Below are 23,317 nucleotides of genomic sequence, written 5' to 3' on the forward strand. Positions count from 1 at the left end.
ATGCGCCCGGGACGCACCTGCCACACCTATCGCCCTTAGCAGGGCCTGCAAGGGGATATCGGCTAGGCTGCTAATGTGAGTGACTCCGACCAGCCTGGCCTGATAGACCCGTACTCCTCGGCCGACCGGACCGACCAGCCCGAGGAGGAGAAGGTTTTCCCTGTTCCTGCGCCGCTGGAGTCCCACGGCCCCGCACGCGTGATCTCCATGTGCAACCAGAAGGGCGGCGTCGGTAAGACAACAACGACCATCAACCTGGGGGCGGCCCTGGCCGAATACGGGCGTCGGGTTCTCATCGTCGACTTCGATCCTCAGGGGGCGGCCAGCGCCGGCCTGGGCGTCAACGCCCACGAACTGGACTCCACCATCTACAATCTGTTGGTCTCCGCCCACCCGGATGTGCGCACCATCATCCACTCGACGCCGACGCAGGATCTCGACATCGTCCCGGCCAACATCGATCTGTCCGCCGCCGAAGTCCAGCTGGTCAATGAGGTTGCCCGCGAGCAGGCTCTTTCCCGCGTCATCCGCCCGGTTCTGGACGACTACGATGTCGTTGTGGTGGACTGCCAGCCGTCGTTGGGTCTGCTGACCGTCAATGCGCTGACCGCCTCGCACGGCGTCATCATCCCGCTGGAAACGGAGTTCTTCGCCCTGCGCGGCGTCGCCCTGCTGGTTGAGACCGTCGACCGGGTTCGGGACCGCCTCAACCCGCGGCTGCAGATCGATGGGATTCTGGCCACTATGGTCGATCCGCGTACACTTCACTCCCGAGAAGTCCTGGAACGACTCGAGGACGCCTTCGGCGACCAGCTCTACAGCACGCGAATTCGTCGCACTGTCAAGTTCCCCGACGCCACCGTCGCCAACGAGCCGATCACCAGCTACGCTCCGACTCACCCGGGTGCGGAGGCCTACCGGCGGCTCGCCCGGGAGATCATCGCCCGCGGCGATGTCGCCTGAGGCGGCTTCTCAGATGCCTCTCGGGGCGTCCGCCGAGGCCGGGGCGGCGGATGAGAGGGGGATGACCCGGGTTTCCGGCTTTCGCGTCAGCCTGCCTCAGTTCGAGGGCCCCCTCGACCTGCTTCTGGCCCTCATCACTCGTCGGAGTCTGGACGTCACCGAGCTCGCACTGGCGGACGTTACCGATGAGTTCATCGCCCACATGCGCGCCGACTGGGATCTGGGGAGGGCCAGCGAGTTCCTCGTCGTCGCCTCCACCCTCCTGGCCCTCAAGGCGCATCGCCTTCTGCCCCACGACCCGGATGACGAGGAGGAGGACCTCGAGCTCCTCGAGGCCCGCGACATCCTGTTCGCCCGGCTCCTGCAATACCGCGCCTACAAGCAGGCCGCCCGGTGGCTGTCTGACATGGCGTCTACTGCTTCGCGCAGCCACCCGCGCATCGTCGGCCTGAGCCCGGAGCTCACCGCGCTGCTGCCCCCGCTCGTAGCCACCGTCGATGCCGACGGGCTCGCCCGACTGGCGGTGCAGGCCCTCACTCGGCCTGCGGACCCCGGAGTCCAGACCGTCCACCTCCACGAACGGGTGCCCGTGAGTGAGCAGCTGACCCTGATCACCCTGCGCCTGCGTCGTCACGGCGCGCTCACTTTCACCCGACTCATCGCCGACGCCGATCACACGGCTGTGGTTGTCGCTCGTTTCCTCGCCCTGCTCATCCTGCACCGCCAAGGCGGCGTGGACCTCGACCAGGCCGAGCCGATGGGGGAGATCACCGTGGCGTGGTGCGGCGGTGACGACGACCCGGTGGGCGTTACGAGTTCCGACATCGAGGAGGAGTTCGAATGAGTGAGAGCGCCTCCGCCCGGCAGGGCGAGATGAATCATGTACCGGAGGAGCGCCTGCGAGCCGCAGCCGAGGCAGTTCTCATTGTCGCCGACGAACCCGTGACCGCTGCGGCGCTCGCCGAGGCCCTCGGGCTGGGGGAGAGGGCCGCTGAGGAGCTCCTGGGGTCCCTGGAGGCGGAGTACGCGGCCGGGGACATCGGACAGGACGATTCCGGCGCCGGGCGCACTCGCGGTTTCGTGCTGCGTCGGGCCGCCGGGGGGTGGAGGTTCGCCTCGGCACCGGAGTTCTCCGACCTGGTTGAGCGCTTCGTCGTCGGCGGGGCGAGGACCCGACTGTCCCAGGCGGCCCTGGAGACCCTCGCCGTCATCGCCTACCGCCAGCCCGTCACCCGCGGACGCGTCGGCGCGATCCGCGGAGTCAATGTCGACGGCGTCGTGCGCACCCTGCGTGCGCGCGGGCTCGTCGAGGAGGCCGGCAGCGAGCCCGGCGGAGCGATCCTGTACCGCACGACTGCCGAATTCTTGGAGTACCTGGGTCTGGACTCGCTGGAGGACCTGCCGCCCCTGGCCCCCTATCTGCCAGATACCGCAGCCCTGGCCGGCATCGAGGATGAGATGAGCGAGAGGAGCCACTGATGGGCAGCGATGAACTCGACCCGGGCGGGCGGGACTTCTACGACGAGGATGACATCGAAGCTCTCGACGAGGAGGCGGAGTGGACGGGCCGCCGCCTGGTCCGCGGGGGAAACGATGACCCATATGTGGCCGGCGGCGAGCGCCTGCAGAAGGTCCTTGCCCATGCCGGAGTCGCCTCGCGACGCGCCTGCGAGAGCCTCATCGCCTCGGGACGAGTCAGCGTCGACGGTATGACCGTCACCGAGACCGGCCTGCGGGTCGACCCTGCGACGCAGGAGATCCGTCTCGACGGCGCCCGGGTCCTGACCGATCCCGACGTCGTCACCGTCATGGTGCACAAACCGGCGGGCGTCGTCACCACCATGGAGGATCCCGAGGGCCGGCCCACCGTCGCCGACCTGGCCGATGAGTGGGTGGTGGAGCACGCCGATGAGCTGAACAACCCCGCTCGCGTCAGGCTTGTGCATGTCGGGCGTCTGGATACCGAGACCGAGGGCCTGCTGCTGGTGTCCAACGACGGCGAGCTTTCGCACCGCCTGATGCACCCCAGCTACGAGATCGCCAAGACCTACGTGGCCATCGTCGAGGGGCGGGCTGAGCACTGGGTTCCCAGCAGGCTGAGGCGAGGCGTCGAGCTGGGCGACGGGATCGCGAAGGCCGATCGCGTCATCATCAAGGACTCCGGGCCGGCCGGCTCGATCATCGAGATCACGCTGCATTCGGGACGCAACCGCGTTGTGCGCCGCATGCTGGCCGCCGTGGGCCATCCCGTGACGCGGCTGGCGCGCACGAGGATCGGACCGCTGACACTCGGCTCCCTGCGCTCCGGCCGGGCGCGACGGCTGACGGGCGCCGAGGTCTCCGCCCTGCAGAACGAGGTTGGACTGTGACCGCGCCCATCACGTCGGATTCCGTCTCTCCTGTGACGGAGGATTCGGCGGCGCCGAGCTTCTCGACTCGGGGCCCGGTGCTCATCGTGGGCACTGGCTTGTTGGGCACGTCCCTGGCCCTGGCCCTGGTCGCCGCTGGTGTCGAGGTCCAATTGTCCGACACTTCACCCACCTCACTCGCTTTGGCGCGCGATATGGGGGCCGGACGTGTACGCATCGACGGTGACGTCGAGCCACGCATCGTCGTGGTCGCCACGCCGCCGGACGTCACCGCGAGCGTCGTCCTGCACGAGCTCGAGGCCCACCCCGGCGCTGTGGTGACCGATGTCGCCTCGGTGAAGGATCGCATCGCCGCCGAGGTTCGCGCTCATGGGGGTCGGGCCGCGCGCCGTTACGTGGGCGGTCACCCCATGGCCGGGCGCGAGCGCTCGGGAGCGGGCGCCGCCGACTCCGACCTGTTCGCCGGCAGACCCTGGGTGGTCGTGGGACGGGAGGCGGATCCGGACGCCGCCCTGGTGGTGCGCAATCTCGCCGTTGATGTGGGTGCGACGCCGGTGCGCATGGGCGCCGCCGAGCACGATGCCGCGGTCGCGGCCGTCTCCCATCTGCCTCAACTGCTCAGCTCGCTTCTGGCGGCGCGTTTGGAGACTCTGCCCGAGGCGGCTCTGGCCTTGGCCGGTCAGGGACTGCGTGACACGACCCGGATCGCCGCGTCAGACCCGAGGCTGTGGTCCGCGATCGTCGTGGGCAATGCCGGACCGGTAGTGGAACTGCTGCGCGCTGTGCGCGGGGACCTGGACCTGCTCATCGACGGCATCGCCCTCGCGGCGCCGCCGCCCGACTCCCCGCAGGACACCGCTTCCGGTGGGGCCGAGGGCATCGCCCCGGGAGCGGTAGGCGCCGTCACAGACGTCATGAGTCGCGGTAGCGCCGGGCGCTCGCGTATTCCCGGCAAGCACGGCGGTGCCCCGCGCCGCTACGCCGAGGTGCAGGTTCTGGTCCCCGACTCCGCCGGCGAGCTCGGACGCCTCTTCTCCGACGTCGGCGCCGCCGGGGTCAATATCGAGGACTTCGTCATGGAGCATTCCGCCGGGCAACGCGCGGGCCTGGCCACGCTCTCCGTGCTACCCGGTGCCGCCCAGCCCCTGGAGGAGGCGCTCGACGCGCGCGGCTGGCGCGTGGTCGGAGCCTGAGGCGGTGAAGGTGCGGGCGGCGTCGTGCGCCATCTCATGGAAACGATGCGTTTGCGGATATGCGGTGTATGGGACCCTTGGACGGGTTCATCGAAGGCTGGAGGAAGTGCATGGGAATCGTCGTCGCGATCGACGGGCCGAGTGGATCGGGGAAGTCGACCGTCTCGAAGCGAGTCGCCGGTGAACTCGGCCTGGCCTACCTCGACACCGGGGCCATGTACCGCGCTGCGGCCTGGTGGTGCGAGCACGAGGGCGTCGACCTCGCCGACGCCGCCAGTGTGGCGCGCACGGTGGCGAGCATGCCTGTCGTGATGGGGACGGACCCGCGATCCCCCGAGGTCGTATGCGCGGGTGCGGATATCACGGCGGCGATCCGCGAACCTCATATCGCGTCCGTGGTGTCCACGGTCGCCACCAACCTCGACGTCCGCGCCGAGCTGGCCCGTCGCCAAAGAGAAATCATCCGCCTCGAGGCCGCCGGGGGCTCCCGCTCCGAGGGGGCGGGGATCGTGGCGGAGGGGCGTGACGTCACCACTGTCATCGCTCCCGACGCGAACGTGCGTCTGCTCATCACCGCCAGCGAGGAGGCCAGACTCGCCCGCCGCGCCGGCGACCTCGAGGCCGCCGGCAAGAGCGTCGACGCCGCCGCCCTGCGCGATCAGGTGGTCCGCCGCGACCGGGATGACGCCGCCGTCTCCCAGTTCCTCACCGCCCCCGAGGGCGTCACCCTCGTCGACACCACTGATATGAGCCTGGACGAGACCGTCGAGCACGTCATCACGCTCATCGAGCGATCCCTCGACGAGGCCGCCGAGCTCAACCGGCATGACGTCCTGCGCGCGCAGGCGCTGCGTGAGGGTCTGGCGGACTACGAGCTCGACGAGACGGACTTCGCGCTGCTGGAGGGCCGGGACGCTCCCGCCGCCGAGGCGGGGCTGCCCGTTCTCGCCGTGGTCGGGCGGCCCAATGTCGGAAAATCCACCCTCGTCAACCGGGTCCTGGGGCACCGTGAGGCCGTGGTCCAGGACGTCCCGGGTGTGACCCGCGACCGCGTCTCCTACGCCGCCGAGTGGGCCGGACGCCGTTTCACCATTGTGGACACCGGCGGTTGGGAGGTGGATGCGGCGGGGCTGGACGCCGCCGTTGCCGCTCAGGCGGAGGTCGCCGTCGAGATGTCCGACGCCGTGCTGCTCGTCGTCGATGCCCGGGTCGGTATCACCGAGGCCGACGCGCGCATCGTGCGCGTGCTGCGCAGGTCGGGCAGACCTGTCGTGCTGGCGGCCAACAAGGTTGATTCTCCGGCCCAGGAGGGTGATGCCGCCGTCCTGTGGAACCTGGGACTCGGCCAGCCGCATGCGGTCTCCGCACTGCACGGGCGGGGGTCGGGCGACGTCCTTCAGGCCGCTGTAGCCGCGTTGCCGGAGGTATCCGCCGTCGCCGGCCCCTCGCCCGACGACGGTCTGCACCGCGTCGCCCTGGTGGGGCGGCCCAATGTCGGCAAGTCTTCCCTTCTCAACACTATCGCCGGATCGGCTCGCGTTGTCGTCAACGAGGCGGCCGGCACGACTCGCGATCCTGTCGACGAGGTTCTCGCACTCGACGGCCGCCAATGGGTCTTCGTCGACACCGCCGGTATTCGCCGTCGTGTGCGCCAGGCGCGCGGCGCCGACTACTACGCCGTCCTGCGCACACAGGGAGCCATCGAGAAGGCTGAAGTGGCCGTCGTCCTTCTCGACGCCTCGCAGCCGATCACCGAGCAGGACGTGCGCGTCATCCAGCAGGTGGTGGACGCCGGTCGCGCTCTTGTCCTGGTCAACAACAAATGGGACCTGGTCGACGAGGAGCGCTGGATCATGCTGGCCCGGGAGACCGAGCATGACCTGGCGCATGTCGCTTGGGCGCCGCACATCAACCTGGCGGCCCGCACCGGGTGGCACACCAATCGTCTCGCACGAGCCCTGGACGCCGCTGTAGAGGGCTGGACGACGCGCATCCCGACCGGCCGCCTTAACGCCTTCATGGGTGAGCTCCAGTCGGCGACCCCCCACCCGGTGCGCGGCGGCAGGCAGCCCCGAATCCTGTTCACCACCCAGGTGCAAACGGCGCCGCCGCGCATCGTCGTGTTCACCACCGGCTTCCTCGATGCCGGCTACCGCCGGTTCATTGAGCGCCGCCTGCGCGAGGAGTTTGGCTTCATCGGATCCCCGATCCAGATCGGGGTGCGGGTGCGTGACAGGCGCCGACGGCGCTGAGATCGGGAGCGGGTCCCGGGCCCGGTCCGTCAGCAGTAGTAGGGTCGGGACATGATCGATCACATCAGTCTGAATGTCAGTGACCCGGCCGTATCGCGCGCCTTCTACGTCAAGGCTCTTGCTCCGCTGGGTTACGAGGTCGCGGCCGAGTACGGGCCCGTCGTCGGACTCAAGGCCGCAGATGCCGAAGGCGGACCCGGCGCCGATCTCTGGTTGGCGCCGGCGATGGACCCGGCCCCGGTCCACCTGGCTCTGACAGCCGCCACCGCCGAGCAGGTCGATGCCTTCCACACCGCCGCCCTCGCCGCCGGGGGCCGGGACAACGGAGTTCCGGGGGAGCGACCCCACTATCACCCCGGCTACTACGCGGCCTTCGTTCTCGACCCGGACGGCAACAACCTCGAGGTCGTCTGCCATGACGGCCCGCGGGCGGGGGAGCCGGCCCGATGATTCCCGCCCCCCGGTAGCCTCTCTCCAGTGACGGTGTTTCCGCCTCGAGGGTGAGGATGGGAGCATGAGCATCTCATTCCTCACCCGGGTCCTGTCCGTCTCGACGGCTTCGGACCTGCTGACCATGTCGGTATCCGCCGCAGACAAGATTGCGCGCACGATCGCCGTGTATCTCGCTATTCTGCTGCTCATGCGGCTGGCCGGGAAGCGGCTGCTGGCGCAGATGAACAACCTTGATCTCGTTGTCGTGCTCCTACTGAGCAACGTCGTCCAGAACGCGATCATCGGCCCGGACAACTCTGTGACCGGGGGATTGCTGGGCGCTGTCGTCCTACTCGTCATCAACACGGTTCTCGACCGGCTCACTCAGCGCTCGCCCGTTCTGCAGAGGATTTTCGAGGGAACGGGGACACAGGTCGTCAAGGACGGGAGGCTCATCGAGCCGGCCCTGGCCCGCTTGGGAACGAGCCGTCGTGAGCTCGCCGGTGCACTGCACCAGCAGGGTGCGGACTCGGTCGAGGAGGTGGACTCGGCCGTCGTCGAGCCGGGAGGTGGGATCTTCATCCGCCTCAAGCGTGAAGAGCAGAACGTCTCCAGGGCTGAGCTCGACGCCGCCGTCGAGCGGATCACCGCCGAGATCAAGGACGCGGTCGCGGCTGACACCGGTTCGACGTCGAATAGCCGCTGAGGACTTGAGGGGACGTGCCGGCGCGGTCGCGACGGGGACCGCGGGTCGACCGTTGAAGACTTGTTGGAGGCCTGAAGGTGCTGCTCGATCAGGGCTCCGTGACCCGGCTGCGGGAGGCGGTTCGAACCGTCCGGGAGCGGTAGTGGGCGCGCACTGCGGGGTCGAACCGCTCAATGGCGCAGCGCAGCATGGTGCGCGGCATGACGGGGGCGTACTCATCGAGGAAGGCGACCAGCGCCCGCTCGTCGACGCGCTTGCCGGCCTCGCGCAGCATCCAGCCGATTGCCTTGCGGATGAGATCGTGGGGGTCATCCAGCAGCCGCCGGGCGACGGCGTAAGCGGGCCAGTCGACGCCCGCGCGAGTGGTGGCGAAGGTGGACAGCACCGCGACGCGGCGCTCCCAGACGCTGTCACTCGAGATGAGCGTCGTCATACGGTCGGGTAGGACCTGAGGCCGGGCAACGGTATCGTCACCGGCCTCCTGCACCAGGGGGAGGAGGAGCCAGGCGCCCACGAGGTGCTCGGCGGAGATGTCGACGAGGTCCCAGTTGTTCACCAGGCCCCGACCGACCCAGTCCAGGTATCGGAGTCCCATTTCCTCACGCCCGGTCAGAGCATCCTGGACGGCCGGTGAGTTGGAATCGCGCTGGGAGCGGGCCGAGTCCAGGAGCCGTCTGATCCGCTTCGCTCGTCCAACGGCAACGCACAGCGCGACCATCCGCTCCTCGTGCCAGGGGCTGGCCGCGAGCCGTTCGAGCTCGTCGTGGTCAAGACGGGTCCGTTTCGCAAGGGCCCGGATCCGCGGCACCGCTACGCCCATGAAGCGGTCGCCTTCGCCGTAGCCGCCGGGGACAGCGCGCAGATAGCGGGCGACCTGACTCGCCTTCGACTCGTCGGACAGGTCGACCAGGGCGGCGTGAACAACGGCTGCGGTGGTGAGGGCGGCTGGCGCAACGGGGGTCAAAAGGACTCCTGTATGAGTTGTCATCGGACGGAGGCGTGCATGTGCGGTTGAAGGCCCAATAGTCTCATCGGCGGGTCGGATGGGCAGTCCGAACGGTCCAGAAGGGTCCGACCGCGGCCGTTGCGAACCCATTGTCCCGCCGGGTTGCTGCGGCACCGGGAGGCGATCGTCCGGCTCGATCGCGCATCGCCGGCGCTGTCACGGGGCAGGACAGCCGACCTGCGCGAACGGCGGTCGAACCGGGCCCCGTCCCGGCGGTCCCCAGGGCCTCACGCTCCCCATACCTCGATACTTCCCGTTTAGACTGGTTTCATGATTACGCCCGTCGACGCCACCGCCACACCCGCCTGGATCAAGCTCGCCGAGCTTCATGAGGACCTCCGCCCCGACCTGCGCGCCTGGTTCGCCGAGGACTCCGGCCGTGCCCGGCGCTACTCCTACGAGCTGGGGGATCTCTTCGTGGACCTGTCGAAGAACTTTCTGACCGATGAGGTGCGCGACGCCCTGGCCGAGCTGGCCGAGGAGGTCGACGTGCCCGGTCGCCGTGACGCCATGTTCGCCGGGGAGCACATCAACGTCACGGAGGACCGCGCCGTCCTGCATACCGCGCTGCGCCGGCCCGAGGGCGACCGGCTGACGGTCGACGGTCAGGATGTCGTCGCCGACGTCCATGCCACCTTGGGCAGGATTTACGCCTTCGCCGAGCGCGTGCGCTCCGGGAAGTGGACGGGGGTGAGCGGCAAGCGCATCGAGACGGTTGTCAACATCGGCATTGGCGGTTCGGATCTCGGCCCCGTCATGGTTTACGAGGCGCTCAGGCCCTATGTTCAGAAGGGGCTGAGCGCCCGGTTCATCTCCAACATCGACCCCGACGACTGCGCCGAGAAGGTGAAGGACCTCGACCCGGAGACGACCCTGTTCATCATCGCCTCCAAGACCTTCACCACCCTGGAGACGCTGACCAACGCCCGCATGGCGCGCGACTGGCTCCTCGGCGCACTCGCCGAGCGCGGCATCGCCACCGAGGGCGCTGTCGCCAGGCACTTCGCGGCCGTATCCACCGCGCTGGACGAGGTCGAGGCCTTCGGCATCGATCCAGCCAACGCCTTCGGCTTCTGGAACTGGGTGGGCGGCCGCTATTCGGTGGACTCCGCCGTGGGTACCGTGCTCGCCGTGACCATCGGCCCGGAGAACTTCGCCGACTTCCTGTCCGGCTTCCACACCGTCGACGAGCACTTCGCCACCAGGGCTCCCGCCCAGAACGTCCCCATGCTCATGGGCCTGCTCAATGTGTGGTACGTCAACTTCTTCGGGGCCGACTCCCACGCCGTGCTGCCCTACGCCCAGTACCTGCATCGCTTCCCGGCCTACCTTCAGCAGCTGACAATGGAGTCCAACGGCAAGTCGGTGCGCTGGGACGGGACTCCGGTGACCACGCAGACCGGTGAGATCTTCTGGGGCGAGCCTGGTACGAACGGGCAGCACGCCTTCTACCAGCTCATCCACCAGGGCACCCGGCTCATTCCCGCCGACTTCATCGCGGTGGCCGACCCGGCCCATCCGGTCGAGGATTCCGGTGCGGACGTCCACGAGCTGCTCCTGTCCAACTACCTGGCCCAGACTGCGGCCCTGGCCTTCGGCAAGACCGCCGAGGAGGTGCGGGCCGAGGGGACCCCCGAGGCGATCGTGCCGGCACGCGTCTTCGCGGGCAACAAGCCGACGACGTCGATTCTCGCTCCGGCCCTGACTCCGGCCGTCGTCGGTCAGCTCATTGCCCTGTACGAGCACATCACCTTCACCGAGGGGGTCGTGTGGGGCATCGATTCCTTCGATCAGTGGGGCGTGGAGCTCGGTAAGAAGCTGGCTCTGGAGATCGCTCCCGCGGTTCATGGCGATGAGGCCGCCCTTCAGGCGCAGGATTCCTCGACTCGGCAGCTCATCCGCCGTTACCGGGAGCTGCGGCACTGAGCGCGGCGGCGGTGGAGGAACCCGTGGGCTCGAGCGGGCCGGCCCCGAGCGGGTCCGTGATCCCCGAGGATCGCTTACGGCCGCTGTCGGCGGCGGACAGGCGCCGCTACTCGCGTAATATCCTCGTTCCCGAGGTGGGGTTCGTAGGGCAGCAGCGGCTTCGCGCGGCCCGGGTCATGCTCGTGGGGGCGGGGGCCCTCGGGTCCCCGGCGGCCCTCTACCTGGCGGCTGCCGGCGTCGGGTGTCTAGGCATCGTCGACGACGACGTAGTGGATGTGACCAATCTGCAGCGTCAGGTTCTCCACACGACTCCGGAGGCGGGTCAAGCGAAAGTCGACTCGGCCCGCCGCGCCGTCGAGGCCCTCAATCCCGATGTCGAGGTGGTCGCGCATCGGGTGGCGCTCACGAGCAAGAACGCGCTGGATGCGCTCGCCGGGTGGGACGTCGTCATCGACGGAACCGACAACTTCCCGACCCGCTACCTGGTCAACGACGCCTGCGTCATGCTCGGCGTCCCTCTCGTGCACGGGGCGGTCTTCCGCTCCGACGGGCAGGTGACCGTCTTCGATGCCAGGCGCGGTCCGTGCTACCGGTGCGTGCACCCGATGCCTCCGGAGCCGGGGACCGTGCCCACGTGCGCTGAGGGCGGGGTGCTGGGCGTCATGCCGGGGATCATCGGGACCATGCAGGCCACGGAGGCGCTCAAGCTCATCATCGGGGGGGCACGTCCGCTCGTCGGGAGGATGGTGCTGCTCAACGCCTGGAGCGGCCGGGGCGGGGAACTGCCGGTGGGCAAGAATCCGGCGTGCCCCGTGTGCGGTGATAATCCGAGCATCACCGAGCTCATCGACTACGAGGCCTTCTGCGGCACGAGGCCGTCGGGGGCGGAAAGCGAAACCGACAGAGGGGAGAGCACCATGGATGAGATAACCGCAGCGGATCTGCGCAGGCGCATCGCCGCGGGTCACGATCCGGGGAGCACGTATACGCTGCTGGATGTGCGCGAGCCGAACGAGGTTGAACTCGATGCCATCGACGGGTCCCTGAGGATCCCGTTGGGGGAGGTCGTGGACCGGATGGGCGAGCTGGACCCGAGCCGGGAGACAGTGGTGCACTGCGCCGTCGGAGTGCGTTCGGCGCGCGCGATCGAAGCGCTGACGGCAGCCGGGTACACGGGGACGCTGACGAACCTCGTCGGCGGTATGAGGGCCTGGAACGAGAGCGGGATCACCTGACCGCGGGACCGGGTGCCCGTCGTTCGGCATAGTCAGCTTCCCTCGGAGCCGGGCGGACCGGCGCGCACCGGAGATGAGAACTGAGGGGACCGCGGGGAATCGTTGGTGAGCGGCGTCACCGCTGGTTGATTTCGGCTCGGCGGTCCCCATGAGCTAGGGTTCTATTCGTCTTCGGCGGCGGGCCGCTGCGAGGCGACGGGCTGTGGCGCAGCTTGGTAGCGCACTTGACTGGGGGTCAAGGGGTCGTGGGTTCAAATCCCGCCAGCCCGACCGCGAGGGCGAGGCTCCCTGATCGGATTCCGTCCTCATCTTCATCGTCGGTGCGGGTCCGGATCGCCCACTGGCCCGCATGGAAGCGAATCTCGCTACGGCGGCGCGGTGGATGCCCGCTGCAACCGTAACTCTCAGAGACATTAAGGCGTTGTGGCATTCGACTCCCTGACGTAATCTTCATGCAGGCTCGACTCGGTGAGAGGCTTGCTCACCGTAGTTCGCACGCACGACGGAGGTGGGTCATGGGCGAGCTGCAAGGGGTACCCGACACACTGTTCGTTCCGCTGGCGGCGCGAATCCGTGTCTCCAGGCGCTTTCCGGAGTACTTCCACGATCAGACCGCGCTATCGCGCGAGGGAAGCATCCCCGGCGATGCCGCCCTGACGGCGTCGGAGTACGGTCGAATCGCCTCCGTCGCGAGGTACCGCAGCGTGGATAGGATGACACGCGCGTTCGTCGCTGAACGGGGCAGGTGCCATATCATCAACCTCGGGGCCGGGTTAGAGACCGCGGCTTTCCGACTCGCGGACCTGGATGCGAAGTTCTACGAGGTCGACCTGCCGGAGGTCATCGCCGCCAGAAGCACCGTCATCCCGCAGGGGCCCAACGAGGTTCTTGTCGGTGGGGACGTGCTCACGCTCGGCTGGACCTCCTACCTCGACCCGGCGACGCCCAGCTTGTTCGTCGCTCTGGGCCTGCTCCAGTACTTCCACCGGGAGGAGGTCATCGGTCTCATCAGTGGCCTGCACGACCGCCTGCCCGGCAGTGAGCTCATCTTCGACGCAACCAGCAGGGCTGGCCTTCGGCGGGCCAACAGGCGCGGACGCATGACCAGCGGCACGGCGGCGCCGATGCATTTCTACGTCAATGACGCCGAAGCCCTGGCCCGTGCCTGTGGCGGCGAGCTGGTCGAGCAGCGCCCATTCCTCGGTGAGGCTCGTACGATCCTCGGCAAGAGGCTGAGGCTAAGCACCCGTCTCGCGCTGACGGTTGCGGATCGTTGCCGACATGCGACCATCATCCACCTCACGCTCTGATCCCCGAGGATCTCGACCCGCAACTCGCTTGCTGAGCATGTCCGCGTACACCCGCCGCGGGTCGCCCCTGCGCTCCGATCGGGTTCGTTGCGATTCGCTTCGAGGATCGGACGGATTCGTGCGGGCCATCGCCAGCGGAGGAGATGAGCAGCCCGTAGAATTGGCGGAGCGTCGCATTCCGCGTTCTCCTCTGCCGCCGCCGATCGCAGTGGGCGGCCATGCGGGGCGGGATGCGCCGCTTCACGGTAGAATTTCGTTCTGACAACAGGAGGGAGCCCCGTGATCTGGTTCCATCTCCTCATCGTTCTCCTCTTCATCGTCATCGGTGCCAGACTCGGCGGTATCGGTATTGGGCTCGCCGGCGCGGCTGGTGTCGTCGTCCTGGCCGTCACCGGCATTCACGCGGCGATCGATGACGCCCCCTGGGATGTCATCGGCATCATCATGGCGGTCATCTGCACTGTTGCCGCGCTTCAGGTGGCCGGCTCCATGGACTACCTGGTTCATCTGACCGAGGTGCTGCTGCGCAGGCATCCCAGGCAGATCACCTACCTGGCCCCGTTCGTCACCTTCGTCATGTCGGTTATGTGCGGCACCGGGCACACCGCCTATTCCGTCATCCCCGTCATCGTCGACGTCGCTAAGGAGCACGGCATTCGCCCCTCGCGGCCGCTGTCCATCGCCGTGGTCGCATCCCAGGTCGGCGTGGCCGCCTCGCCGATCTCGGCGGCCATGGTCGCCCTGGTCGCCGCTCTCGAACCGCTGCACGTCGGCTACCTCCAATGCCTGGCCATCGTCATTCCCACAACTTTCATCGGCTGTGCAGCGGGCGCCATCGTCGCCTCCCGTCAGGGCAAGGAGCTGGAGGACGACCCGGTCTATCAGCAGCGCAGGAGTGACGGCCTCGTCAGACCGAGCGTCGCCGGCTCGGACTCCTATACTCCGCCGCGCAGCGCGGTTCCCAGCCTCCTCATCTTCCTGGGCGCCCTGCTGCTCGTCGTGGTCTATGCGACGCTGACCTCCGAGGAGGTCGGAGTCATTGCGGATCCTCCCATGAAATCGACACCGGCGATCATGGCGATCATGCTGACCACGGCCGCCATCATCTGCCTCGTCGCGCGCAAGCCCACGGCGTCGATCGCCGGTCAGGACACCTTCCGCTCCGGCATGACGGCCGCCATCTGCGTCATGGGTCTGGCCTGGCTCGGCAACACCTTCGTCAACCACTACAAGGGCACGATCTCGGACGCGCTCTCCGGGCCGCTCCAGGCGGCGCCCTGGCTGGCCGCCGTGTTCTTCTACTTCGCAGCCCCGCTCATGTTCTCCCACGCCGCCACCACCAAGGCATTCATGCCCCTCATGGTGACTCTGGGACTCCCGTCGGGTGCGCTGGTCGCCAGCTACCCGGCGGTGGCGAATTACTACCTGCTGCCGAACTACCCGACGACGGTCGCCGCCATGGAGATGGATGACACTGGGTCGACGCGCGTGGGCGGCAATGTCCTCGCCCATCCCTTCGTCCTGCCCGGCACCGTCTCGATCATCGTGTGCATCGTACTCGGCTTCCTTATGGCGCCTTTCGTCCTTTGAGGTCCTCGCCTGATCGCACCCGGTCCTGAGCGCGCCGGCGTAGGCTCGTGGCATGAGCAAGACTCTGAGCGGATCCGGCGACGACTCGACCTTGCCGGCGATCGGCCTCGGCACATATCGCCTGCGCGGTCGGCGCGGGGCCGACGCCGTCGTCTCCGCCGTCCGAACCGGTTACCGCCTCATCGACTCGGCCTTCTCCTACGAGAACGAGGGGAGCGTATCCGATGGCGTGGCGCGCGCGATTGCCGAAGGTCTCGCATCGCGCGCCGAACTCATCGTGACCTCGAAGGTGCCCGGGCGACACTTCGGATACGAGCAGACGCTAGCGGCTGTGGAGGAGTCGGCCGCCCGCATGCGATCCATCGGGGCGATCGACCTGTACCTTATTCACTGGCCCAATCCGGAGCAGAACAAGTACGTGGATACGTGGCGGGCTCTCATCGAAGCGCGCGAACGGGCCCTTGTGCGGCACATCGGGGTGTCGAATTTCCTGCCCGAGCACATTGACAGGATCGAGGCCGCTACCGGGGTGCTGCCGGCGGTCAACCAGATCGAGAGTCATCCGCGTTTTCCCAATACCGAGCAGATCGCCTACGATGCCGAACGCGGTATCACCACCGAAGCGTGGAGCCCGATCGGGCGGGGCTCGGACCTGCTGGCCGACCCGCTCATCGGCGAGGTGGCAGCCGCTCATGGCGTGACGGCGGCGCAGGCCGTCCTGGCATGGCATATGGCCCGAGGGGTGGTGCCGATTCCGAAGTCGTCCAGTGCGGGGCGTCAGGCGGAGAACCTGGCCGCCGCCGCCATCATTCTGGACCCCGCCGAGGTCGAGACGATCTCCTCCCTCGGTCGGCCCGACGGCCGTCTCGCGGGCCAGGACCCGGCCGTCTACGAGGAGATGTGACAACGGAAAGGGGGGCGACCCGTGCCGGTGGAATTTCACCGGCACGGGCTCCGGGGAGCACCGTGCGGGTAGCGCGGCGTCATGTCACATGCGCCCTCACAGGATGCGCGTTTGGCGGTGGTCGATGATCCTGGCGCCGCATGTGCCTCCTGCGCCGAGCTCGGCGTGCGCGCGGGCGACTCCGTCCGGGCCGTAGCGTCGTCCGACAACGGGCACGAGGTCGCCTCGGGCGATTCTGCGCGCCAGCCAAGTCAGTTCCTCGCTACCGTGGCCGGCCGCGACCGGCACGCTACGCACCCCAGTACGCAGCGCGGTCGGAATGGATCCCGGCCAGGCGCCCCCGTCGGTGATGGCGGCTCTGCCGCCCCGTCGGACGGCGGGCAACCATTCCGACGGCTTTCCGGCCGCTACGACCAGGGCGTCGTAACGCTGAGAGGCGCGCAGCTCCGACATTTCGGTGCCGCGATGGTCCCAGGCCTCGGCAGCGCCCAGAGTCAGACAGCTGTGAAGAGCCGCACGACCGGCGACGGCGTCGACTCCGGCCCCGCAGGCTCGGGCCATTTGGATCGCAGCGAGTCCCACCGGGCCACCCGCCCCCACGACGAGCATCCGCTCGCCGGGTCGGATCCTCACCCCGTCGCGCAGTGCCCTCAGGGCAGTCAGGCCGCCCAGGACCAGGGCGCAGTCCTCGACCCGGGGCGTGTAACCGTGCGGGAAGAGCCCGCAGCGCGAGGGCTCGACGGCGAGCAGTTCGACCGTCGTTCCTCGGCTGCGCAGCGGCTCGAGGCCGAGGACGACGGCGACCCACGTGCCAGGGACGATAGCTTCGGTGCGGCTGTCGACTACCTGCCCGACGGCGTCGAAGCCGGTCTGCTTCGGGAAGAGCCCGTGAGGAAGCCGGCCGCGTCGGTACATGACATCGATCCGACTCACTGCGCTGGCGAGGGTGCGCACGAGGACCTGTCCCTCACGCAGGCGAGGCGCGGGCTCATCCTCGACCCGGAGAACCTCGGGTCCGCCACAGCGGTGGTATTGCACGGCCCACATTTCAGCACTCCTCGTCCCCGGGCCCGCCGAGCACGGCGTCGCTCAGGGCGTCGTGTGCCCGAAGGAGGATGTCAGCCCCGGCGTGGGCGGCCACGAGCACCGGCAGAGACGCGGCTACGCCGCCGATCGACACTCGGCGGGGCACCGCCTCCTGGCGAAGAATCCGCCATGCCCAGGCCCCGTAGCCGATGACCAGCGGAGCGGTTACGGCACCGGACACATAGCCTCCACGGATCGCGCACAGCCCGAGATGGATGAATCCGTGCAGTCCCCAGGCGGCCGTCGCGTTCTGGAACCACGCAGAGCGTCCGCCGCTGCGACGCCCGGCGAGGGAGGCGCCCACCCAGTGGATGCCGATGAGAGCGACGGCGGCATTGACGTGCGCCTGGCTCCATCCGTTCTTGCGGACCTCATCAGGCAGCGGCACCCACGCGGGCAGCCGGCTGAAGGCCCATCGGGAGGAGCTGCGGTAGGTGAACAGTTCCTCGCCATCGTTGACGAGATAGCACAGGGCGAGTCCACCGGTCGCCAGATCGATCTTGTTCATGCGACCACCTCATAGTTTCGATACTCGAAGTTGCGCAACTTATGGTAGCGGATCGTGGATCCGTTTGGAAGAATGCTCGGCGAGCGACGGAGGCGACCAGGAGGTGGCGGTGGCTGCGAGGGCGGCGGGGCCCGCGAAGACTGCGGGCGGTGAACGGCGCGGCGGACGTCCCCGGGACGTCGGCCTGGACGAGAGAATCCTCAGGCAGACTTACGCACTCATGGTCTCCAACGGTTATCGGGGGTTGCGCATCGACGAGATTGCCCGCCGCTCGGGCGTGCCGAAGTCGACGATCTACCGCAGGTGGTCGTCTGTGGCGGAGCTGGCCGTCGACGCCGTCGACACGGCGCTGGGACCGCGCGAGTGCGAATCGAGCCCGGATCCCCTGGCGGATCTGAGTGCCATCATTATGCGGGCCCATTCCCATGTGGCGGCCTCGCCGATCGCCGACGCTCTGCCCCGACTCGCTCTCGAACTCGCCGGACATCCCGAGGCAGCCGAGGCCTACCGGGAGCGAGTGATCGCACCGTTGCGCAACGGTGCGATCGACGCCGTGACCCGAGCTGCCGCCGCGGGGCAGTGGCCGGGTCCCGACCCTGAGACGTCGGTCGACATGATGATCGGCACCATTGCGTACCGACTCAATTACCTCGGTCGCATCACGAGCTTGGAGGAGACCTTCAGGATCGCCGAGGCGGTGGCGCGTCGGCGCCTTCCGCGGGCGACGCCGGCCTCATGACACGCACCGGCCGTCACGCACCGCATGCGACGTGAGCGTTACGGGCTGCCGGCCTCCGGGTACCGGCTCGTGAGTCGACAGCCTCATTTGGAGGATTCCAACATCGTGTCCGCATATACTCAGGATAAAAACACATAGTGAACAAGCGCGAGACTGTGCATATCCTGTTATTGAGAACTTCACCCGATGTGCCCGATGTGTTTACAGCACCCTGATGCAGACCAATCCGGCTGGGCGCTATATCTTACTCGCCGTACGCTCCGTGGACACGCTCCGTGGGCGTCGCCGGGGGCGCTCTGCCGCCGAGGAGAATAACAATGACAGACGACTCTCTGCCCCTGACAGGAGCGTCCTACCAGATGCTCCAAGCCCCGACCCCGTTATGGCAACGGCAGACGGTGGTGTCCGACATGCAGGATCCCGAAGCATGGGTCCTGTCCTCCAGGGCGGGCTCGATCCAGCCCGACACGAGCACTTACGCACGTGGGACGCAATCGCTGGCGTTCAGCACCACCGGCGACCCCTCCCGCCCGACCTTCGCGGATCTCGCTCTGCCGGGCGCCGATATGACCGACTCCCAGTGGGACCTCTGGCTTCGAGCCGAGGATTATCGTCAGATCGACGGGGTCTGGCTCGAACTCGGTGAGGACGACGACAACTACATCCGCCTCGACGCCACCCCGGACGTGCGCACTCTGCGCACCGGTACGTGGTGCCGAGTGACCGTCAACCGCGCCAGCACACGCAGCGTCACCGGACGCCCCTCGCTCGCCCGCATCACCCGCGTGCGGGTACGCGTCAACCCGGCCGCCCGGTCGGTCGCGAGCCGGGTCTGGCTCGGCTACGTGGGGCTCATCCCCACCACGGACTCCGGCGTCGTGTCGGTCGCCTTCGACGACGGCTACAACAGCGACTACGACACGGCACGTGTGATCATGCAGCGTCATGGCATCCCCACCGGTACGTCCTACATCATCGCGGACAAGGTCGGTAAGCCCGGTCGAATGACTCTGGACCAGCTGGTCGAGATGCGTGATATCCACAACTGGGAGATCGCCGCTCACGCGTCAACCGACCTCACCACGCTCGATGAGGCAGGGGTGCGCAGTGAGTTCACGACGATCCGCTCCTTTCTCATCGATCACGGTTACCGTGCGTCGGCCAACCATTTCGCCCTGCCCATGGGGCGCTACAACGAGCTCGTCTTGCGTGTGGCCCGCGACTACTTTGACTCGGTGCGCACCATCGACGTCGCCCAGGAGACCGTTACCCCCGGCGACCCCTTCAGGCTGCGCGTTTTCTACTGCGGCAGCTACACCACTGAGATCCAGGTCGCGCGGGCCCTGGCCCAGTGCAAGGAGTACGCCTCCTGGATGCACATGGTCTTCCACCGTGTCGACGCCACTCCCGATGGCGCGCCCGAGTCCGTCAGCGCGGACAACTTCGAACGCTTCATGGGCCACCTGGCCGACTCCGGTCTGCCCGTGAAGAAGATCTCCGAAATCATACGCGGAGACTGAGCCCCGCGGGTCCGACCGTCCCGTCTTTTTTCCCACTCTCCCATTCCTCGGCCTTCCCTGACACTCCCTGACATCGAATGGATTGAACTGCATGAACATCACTGTCATTGGTTGCGGATACCTCGGCGCCGTCCACGCCTCGGCCATGGCCGAGCTCGGCCACCGCGTCGTGGGCGTCGACGTCGATCCGGACAAGGTCGCGGCTCTGTCCGAGGGACGGCCTCCGTTCCACGAGCCGGGTTTCACCGAGATCCTGCAACGGAACATTGGCAGTGGACGACTGACCTTCACCACCGACTTCGCGACCATCGGCGGCGCCCAGGTGCACTTCATCACCGTAGGCACCCCGCAGGGGCCAAGCGGGGCGGCGGACCTCACCTATGTCCATGCCGCCATCGAGGCGATGCTGCCTCACCTGGGTCGGTGCACCGACGGCGCCGAGGTGGTCGCAGGCAAGTCGACGGTTCCCGTCGGCACGGCCGCGCGCCTGGAGCCCGTCATCGCCTCCACCGGGGCTCTCCTGGTGTGGAATCCCGAGTTCCTGCGGGAGGGATTCGCCGTCGAGGACACCCTGCACCCCGATCGCATGGTCTACGGGCTGCCGGGGGAGCCGGATGGCGCCGAGCGGGCTCGCGCCGTACTGGACGAGCTCTACGCCCCTATCCTGGCCGAAGGCATTCCACGTCTGCTCATGGACTACCCTACGGCTGAGCTGGTCAAGATCAGCGCGAACGCCTTCCTCGCCACGAAGATCTCCTTCATCAACGCCATGGCGAGCATCTGCGACGCGGCGGGCGGTGACGTCACGTCGCTAGCCCGGGCCATCGGCATGGACACCCGTATCGGGCACCGTTTCCTGCGCGCCGGGATCGGCTTCGGTGGCGGCTGCCTGCCCAAGGATATACGAGCCTTCCAGGCCCGGGCTGAGGAGCTCGGCGTCGGCGAGGCGCTGGAATTCCTGGCCGAAGTCGATCAGATCAACGAGGAGACCCGCCACCACGCCCTGGTCAAGGCCCGCAGCATGCTGGGCGGGTCCCTGAACCGGGCGCGCGTGGCGGTGCTGGGCGCTGCGTTCAAGCCCGATAGCGACGACATGCGGTGCTCGCCGGGCCTGGCCATCGCCTCCGAACTGGTCGATGAGGGCGCTCAGGTCGTCGTCACAGACCCCGCCGCCGCCCCGATCCTCGCCCGCGACGTCGACCTGCCCTACGACGTCGCCGACGACCTCGAGGATGCGCTCACAGCGGCCGACCTCATTGTCCTGGCGACGGAGTGGACCCAGTACACCCATTGCGACCCCGTCTGGGCGGCCACACTGGTTAACGGACGCAACATCGTCGATGGCCGCAACGCTCTGAATCCGAAGGCCTGGCGCGAGGCGGGCTTCACCTACGCTGCGATCGGCAGGCAGTGACTCGCCCAAAGCCCACTGACGTGGGCACCGGCCGGTCCGTTTCCACGTGCTCCCACCCGGCAGCGCCCGCTCTCACTCCCTGAAAGCCGCGATATGTCTTGGTCATTCGGACTCTTCGTTGTCCTTGTCTGCTTCCTCATCGTCCTCGCCTGCCTCGCGGTCAAGGTCTTCTTCAAGCCCGGCCTCGCCCTCACAACGGTACGGGTCCGTCGCGCCAGAGCTCGTCGATTGACCACGACCCGGACGCCCGTGGCCGGTCGCGAGGAGGCACGGCGCGCCGCGCTGGCCACCGGGCTGCCTAGGGCTCTCGCGGGCACAACCGGCCTTTCGCCCGCCGTCCTCGTCACCTTCGGTCTGGCCGGATGGCTGTACTGGCGCATCCTCGTCAGCCACAGGCACGCCCTGGATACCTGGCTCGTGTGGACTTTCAACGTCGTCTTCATCATCGTCGCCGCTCAACTCGTCCTCGCCTGTTTCGAGGGACGCATGATCGGGCAGCGTGACGACCACCGCATTGCCGTGCTTATCCCGCTGTACAACGAGGACCCCGACGTCGTGCGTCGAATGCTCAGGGCGCTGCTGCACCAGAGCACCCCGCCGGCTGAGATCCATGTCGTCGATGACGGGTCGAGCCAGGGCGCCTACCCCGAACAGCGCGACTGGTTCCTCCGGGACGCAGCGGTTGCCGGTATTTACGCCACCTGGCAGCGGACTCGCAACCGGGGCAAGCGTCACGCCCAGAGCCAAGCTTTTCAGCAGATCCGTGATGCGGACCTGTTCGTGACCGTCGACTCTGACTCCATGCTCGATTCCGAGGCTCTCCACGAGATCGTGCAGCCTTTCAGCGACCCGAGGGTCATGTCGGTCGCCGGCATCATCCTGGCCATCAACAACAAGGAGAACCTGCTGGCCCGTGTCACCGACATGATCTTCGTGGGTCAGCAGCTCATCGACCGGTCCTCGATGTCGCGGCTCGGCTCGGTGCTGGTCAACTCTGGCGGTCTAGCCGCCTACCGGTACCAGGTGCTGGCGGGGAACATCGATACGTACATGAGCGAGAGCTATCTGGGTCGGCACGTGGAATTCTCCGACGATTCCATGCTCACCCTCTTCGCCCTGCTGAGCGGCAGGACCGTCCAGCAGCCGTCGGCCTTCGCCTTCGCGTGGATGCCCGACCGCTGGAGTCATCACTACCGTCAGCAGGTGCGCTGGTTCCGCGGTTCCTTCATCCGCGGTCTGTGGCGCATTCGCTTCCTGCCGGTCGCCTCCTGGGGGTGGTGGCGGCAGGCCACCGGGTGGATGCAGATGTGGGTGGTGACATCAGTCTTCTTCTACCTGGTTATCTGGCGTCCGCTCGCCACTGAGCACGGCATCCCCATCGCAGTGGTCCTCCTTCCGCTTCTCATCGGACTCGCGCAGAACTCCCGGTACGTCGGTGTATGGCGCTCGGACACCAGCGACCGCGAACGCCACGTCTGTCTCCTCCTGTCCCCGCTGGCGACGGTGTGGACAGCGGTGATCCTGCGTCCACTGCGTTTCTGGGGCATGGTGACCAGTGCCAAGATGGGATGGAACACCCGCCAGCAGGTCGAGGTCACTACCCAGTGAGTCAGGGCTCCTGTTCTCCGCGCTGCGCCGACGGCGGGCCTCGGCGACGACGGCCTGCGCGGCGGCGTCCGGCTGGAGGAGGCACGTGTCGATCACGAGGTGCTCTCGCTTCCAGGGTTCGTAGTCCCGGTCGACGACATCCCGCCAGCGCGGGGCGGTCAGAGCCGTGAAATCGAACTGCCGCGTCATGAGACGACGGCGATGCTCGTTCCTATCGGAGCAGGTGAGTTCGACTTCCACGACCCGGGCCCGGGTCCGGTCGCCCACGGCGAGCCAGGCGTCACGGGTGACTGCGATGGGATTCACGCATTCCACGACGACATCGAGTCCCAGCGCGAGCTGATCGGCGGCGAGCCCGTACCCGACGACGTACCCCTCATCCCCGGATATCAGCTCGCAGCGGCCTTCGCTACGCGAGATCGCGTCCTCGACCGTGTCGATGCGGAGGAAGGCGGCTCTCATCTCGTGGGCGACCAGTCGGGCGACGGCGGTCTTGCCTGTTGCCGGCAGACCGCCTACCACAACGAGCACCGATGACACCATGCGCCGATGGTAC

21 protein-coding genes and 1 tRNA gene are annotated in these 23,317 nt (G+C 67.7%); 19 read left to right on the top strand and 3 right to left on the bottom strand.

The features are described from left to right. Nucleotides 1-75 precede the first annotated feature (75 nt). The 8 genes from HMPREF9062_RS07465 (at nt 76) to HMPREF9062_RS07500 (ending at nt 7,915) form a co-directional block, all read left to right on the top strand. Complete coding sequence (locus tag HMPREF9062_RS07465) at nt 76-963, top strand: ParA family protein (RefSeq protein WP_009749479.1); 888 nt, start codon at nt 76-78, stop codon at nt 961-963. Continuing rightward, on the top strand, nt 953-1,807 hold the full coding sequence (locus tag HMPREF9062_RS07470; RefSeq protein ID WP_009749480.1) for a segregation and condensation protein A: 855 nt from the start codon (nt 953-955) through the stop codon (nt 1,805-1,807). The genes HMPREF9062_RS07465 and HMPREF9062_RS07470 overlap by 11 nt, the downstream gene beginning before the upstream one ends. Continuing rightward, nucleotides 1,804-2,442: an SMC-Scp complex subunit ScpB gene (gene scpB, locus HMPREF9062_RS07475; RefSeq protein ID WP_009749481.1), complete on the top strand. Its 639-nt coding sequence runs from the start codon at nt 1,804-1,806 to the stop codon at nt 2,440-2,442. Before HMPREF9062_RS07470 ends, scpB begins: the two co-directional genes overlap by 4 nt. After that, nucleotides 2,442-3,332 carry a pseudouridine synthase gene (locus tag HMPREF9062_RS07480; RefSeq protein WP_009749482.1) on the top strand — a complete coding sequence of 297 codons (891 nt, stop codon included), beginning with the start codon at nt 2,442-2,444 and terminating at the stop codon, nt 3,330-3,332. Before scpB ends, HMPREF9062_RS07480 begins: the two co-directional genes overlap by 1 nt. Next, the gene (locus tag HMPREF9062_RS07485; protein ID WP_009749483.1) at nt 3,329-4,525 is read left to right on the top strand and encodes a prephenate dehydrogenase; all 1,197 of its coding nucleotides are present in this window, start codon (nt 3,329-3,331) and stop codon (nt 4,523-4,525) included. Before HMPREF9062_RS07480 ends, HMPREF9062_RS07485 begins: the two co-directional genes overlap by 4 nt. A gap of 110 nt (nt 4,526-4,635) precedes the next feature. Beyond that, the gene (gene der / locus HMPREF9062_RS07490) at nt 4,636-6,777 is read left to right on the top strand and encodes a ribosome biogenesis GTPase Der (protein WP_034254848.1); all 2,142 of its coding nucleotides are present in this window, start codon (nt 4,636-4,638) and stop codon (nt 6,775-6,777) included. A gap of 51 nt (nt 6,778-6,828) precedes the next feature. Then, entirely contained in the window at nt 6,829-7,227 is a 399-nt protein-coding gene (locus HMPREF9062_RS07495; protein ID WP_009749485.1) for a VOC family protein, read from the top strand. A 64-nt stretch (nt 7,228-7,291) separates the two neighbouring features. Beyond that, nucleotides 7,292-7,915 carry a DUF421 domain-containing protein gene (locus HMPREF9062_RS07500; protein ID WP_009749486.1) on the top strand — a complete coding sequence of 208 codons (624 nt, stop codon included), beginning with the start codon at nt 7,292-7,294 and terminating at the stop codon, nt 7,913-7,915. Between the two features lie 88 nt (nt 7,916-8,003). On the opposite strand, the gene HMPREF9062_RS07505 is transcribed toward HMPREF9062_RS07500, so the two are convergent. After that, nucleotides 8,004-8,879, bottom strand: coding sequence for a DNA alkylation repair protein (locus HMPREF9062_RS07505; protein ID WP_009749487.1), 876 nt, complete (start codon nt 8,877-8,879; stop codon nt 8,004-8,006). A 312-nt stretch (nt 8,880-9,191) separates the two neighbouring features. Here HMPREF9062_RS07505 and pgi point away from each other — a divergent pair, with 312 nt between their 5' ends. From pgi to HMPREF9062_RS07535, 6 genes are all read left to right on the top strand, one after another. Beyond that, nucleotides 9,192-10,847 (top strand): glucose-6-phosphate isomerase, encoded by a 1,656-nt coding sequence (pgi, locus tag HMPREF9062_RS07510; RefSeq protein ID WP_009749488.1) that lies wholly within the window; start codon nt 9,192-9,194, stop codon nt 10,845-10,847. 56 nt (nt 10,848-10,903) lie between these two features. Next, on the top strand, nt 10,904-12,082 hold the full coding sequence (moeB, locus tag HMPREF9062_RS07515) for a molybdopterin-synthase adenylyltransferase MoeB (protein WP_156789989.1): 1,179 nt from the start codon (nt 10,904-10,906) through the stop codon (nt 12,080-12,082). 196 nt (nt 12,083-12,278) lie between these two features. Further along, a tRNA-Pro gene (locus tag HMPREF9062_RS07520) sits at nt 12,279-12,352 on the top strand. A gap of 245 nt (nt 12,353-12,597) precedes the next feature. Continuing rightward, entirely contained in the window at nt 12,598-13,392 is a 795-nt protein-coding gene (locus tag HMPREF9062_RS07525; RefSeq protein ID WP_009749490.1) for a class I SAM-dependent methyltransferase, read from the top strand. A gap of 279 nt (nt 13,393-13,671) precedes the next feature. Further along, a complete protein-coding gene (locus HMPREF9062_RS07530; protein ID WP_009749491.1) occupies nt 13,672-14,982 on the top strand; it encodes an anaerobic C4-dicarboxylate transporter family protein in 1,311 nt (436 codons plus the stop codon). 52 nt (nt 14,983-15,034) lie between these two features. After that, nucleotides 15,035-15,886 carry an aldo/keto reductase gene (locus HMPREF9062_RS07535; RefSeq protein ID WP_009749492.1) on the top strand — a complete coding sequence of 284 codons (852 nt, stop codon included), beginning with the start codon at nt 15,035-15,037 and terminating at the stop codon, nt 15,884-15,886. 96 nt (nt 15,887-15,982) lie between these two features. On the opposite strand, the gene HMPREF9062_RS07540 is transcribed toward HMPREF9062_RS07535, so the two are convergent. Both HMPREF9062_RS07540 and HMPREF9062_RS07545 read right to left on the bottom strand, forming a co-directional pair. Next, the gene (locus HMPREF9062_RS07540; RefSeq protein ID WP_009749493.1) at nt 15,983-16,933 is read right to left on the bottom strand and encodes a quinone oxidoreductase family protein; all 951 of its coding nucleotides are present in this window, start codon (nt 16,931-16,933) and stop codon (nt 15,983-15,985) included. 1 nt (nt 16,934) lies between these two features. Beyond that, the gene (locus HMPREF9062_RS07545; RefSeq protein ID WP_009749494.1) at nt 16,935-17,480 is read right to left on the bottom strand and encodes an HXXEE domain-containing protein; all 546 of its coding nucleotides are present in this window, start codon (nt 17,478-17,480) and stop codon (nt 16,935-16,937) included. A 109-nt stretch (nt 17,481-17,589) separates the two neighbouring features. On the opposite strand from HMPREF9062_RS07545, the gene HMPREF9062_RS07550 reads away from it, so the two are divergent. From HMPREF9062_RS07550 to HMPREF9062_RS12915, 5 genes are all read left to right on the top strand, one after another. Next, entirely contained in the window at nt 17,590-18,219 is a 630-nt protein-coding gene (locus HMPREF9062_RS07550) for a TetR/AcrR family transcriptional regulator (protein ID WP_050795266.1), read from the top strand. A gap of 317 nt (nt 18,220-18,536) precedes the next feature. After that, nucleotides 18,537-19,739 carry a polysaccharide deacetylase family protein gene (locus HMPREF9062_RS07555; RefSeq protein WP_009749496.1) on the top strand — a complete coding sequence of 401 codons (1,203 nt, stop codon included), beginning with the start codon at nt 18,537-18,539 and terminating at the stop codon, nt 19,737-19,739. Nucleotides 19,740-19,830: 91 nt separating this feature from the next. Beyond that, nucleotides 19,831-21,153: a UDP-glucose dehydrogenase family protein gene (locus HMPREF9062_RS07560; protein ID WP_009749497.1), complete on the top strand. Its 1,323-nt coding sequence runs from the start codon at nt 19,831-19,833 to the stop codon at nt 21,151-21,153. Between the two features lie 93 nt (nt 21,154-21,246). After that, nucleotides 21,247-22,761, top strand: coding sequence for a glycosyltransferase family 2 protein (locus tag HMPREF9062_RS07565; RefSeq protein WP_009749498.1), 1,515 nt, complete (start codon nt 21,247-21,249; stop codon nt 22,759-22,761). 201 nt (nt 22,762-22,962) lie between these two features. Continuing rightward, entirely contained in the window at nt 22,963-23,298 is a 336-nt protein-coding gene (locus tag HMPREF9062_RS12915) for a hypothetical protein (protein WP_034253943.1), read from the top strand. The last annotated feature ends 19 nt before the right edge of the window (nt 23,299-23,317 follow it).

Source organism: Actinomyces sp. oral taxon 448 str. F0400 (genome assembly GCF_000220835.1).
In the GTDB taxonomy this organism is placed as follows: domain Bacteria; phylum Actinomycetota; class Actinomycetes; order Actinomycetales; family Actinomycetaceae; genus Actinomyces.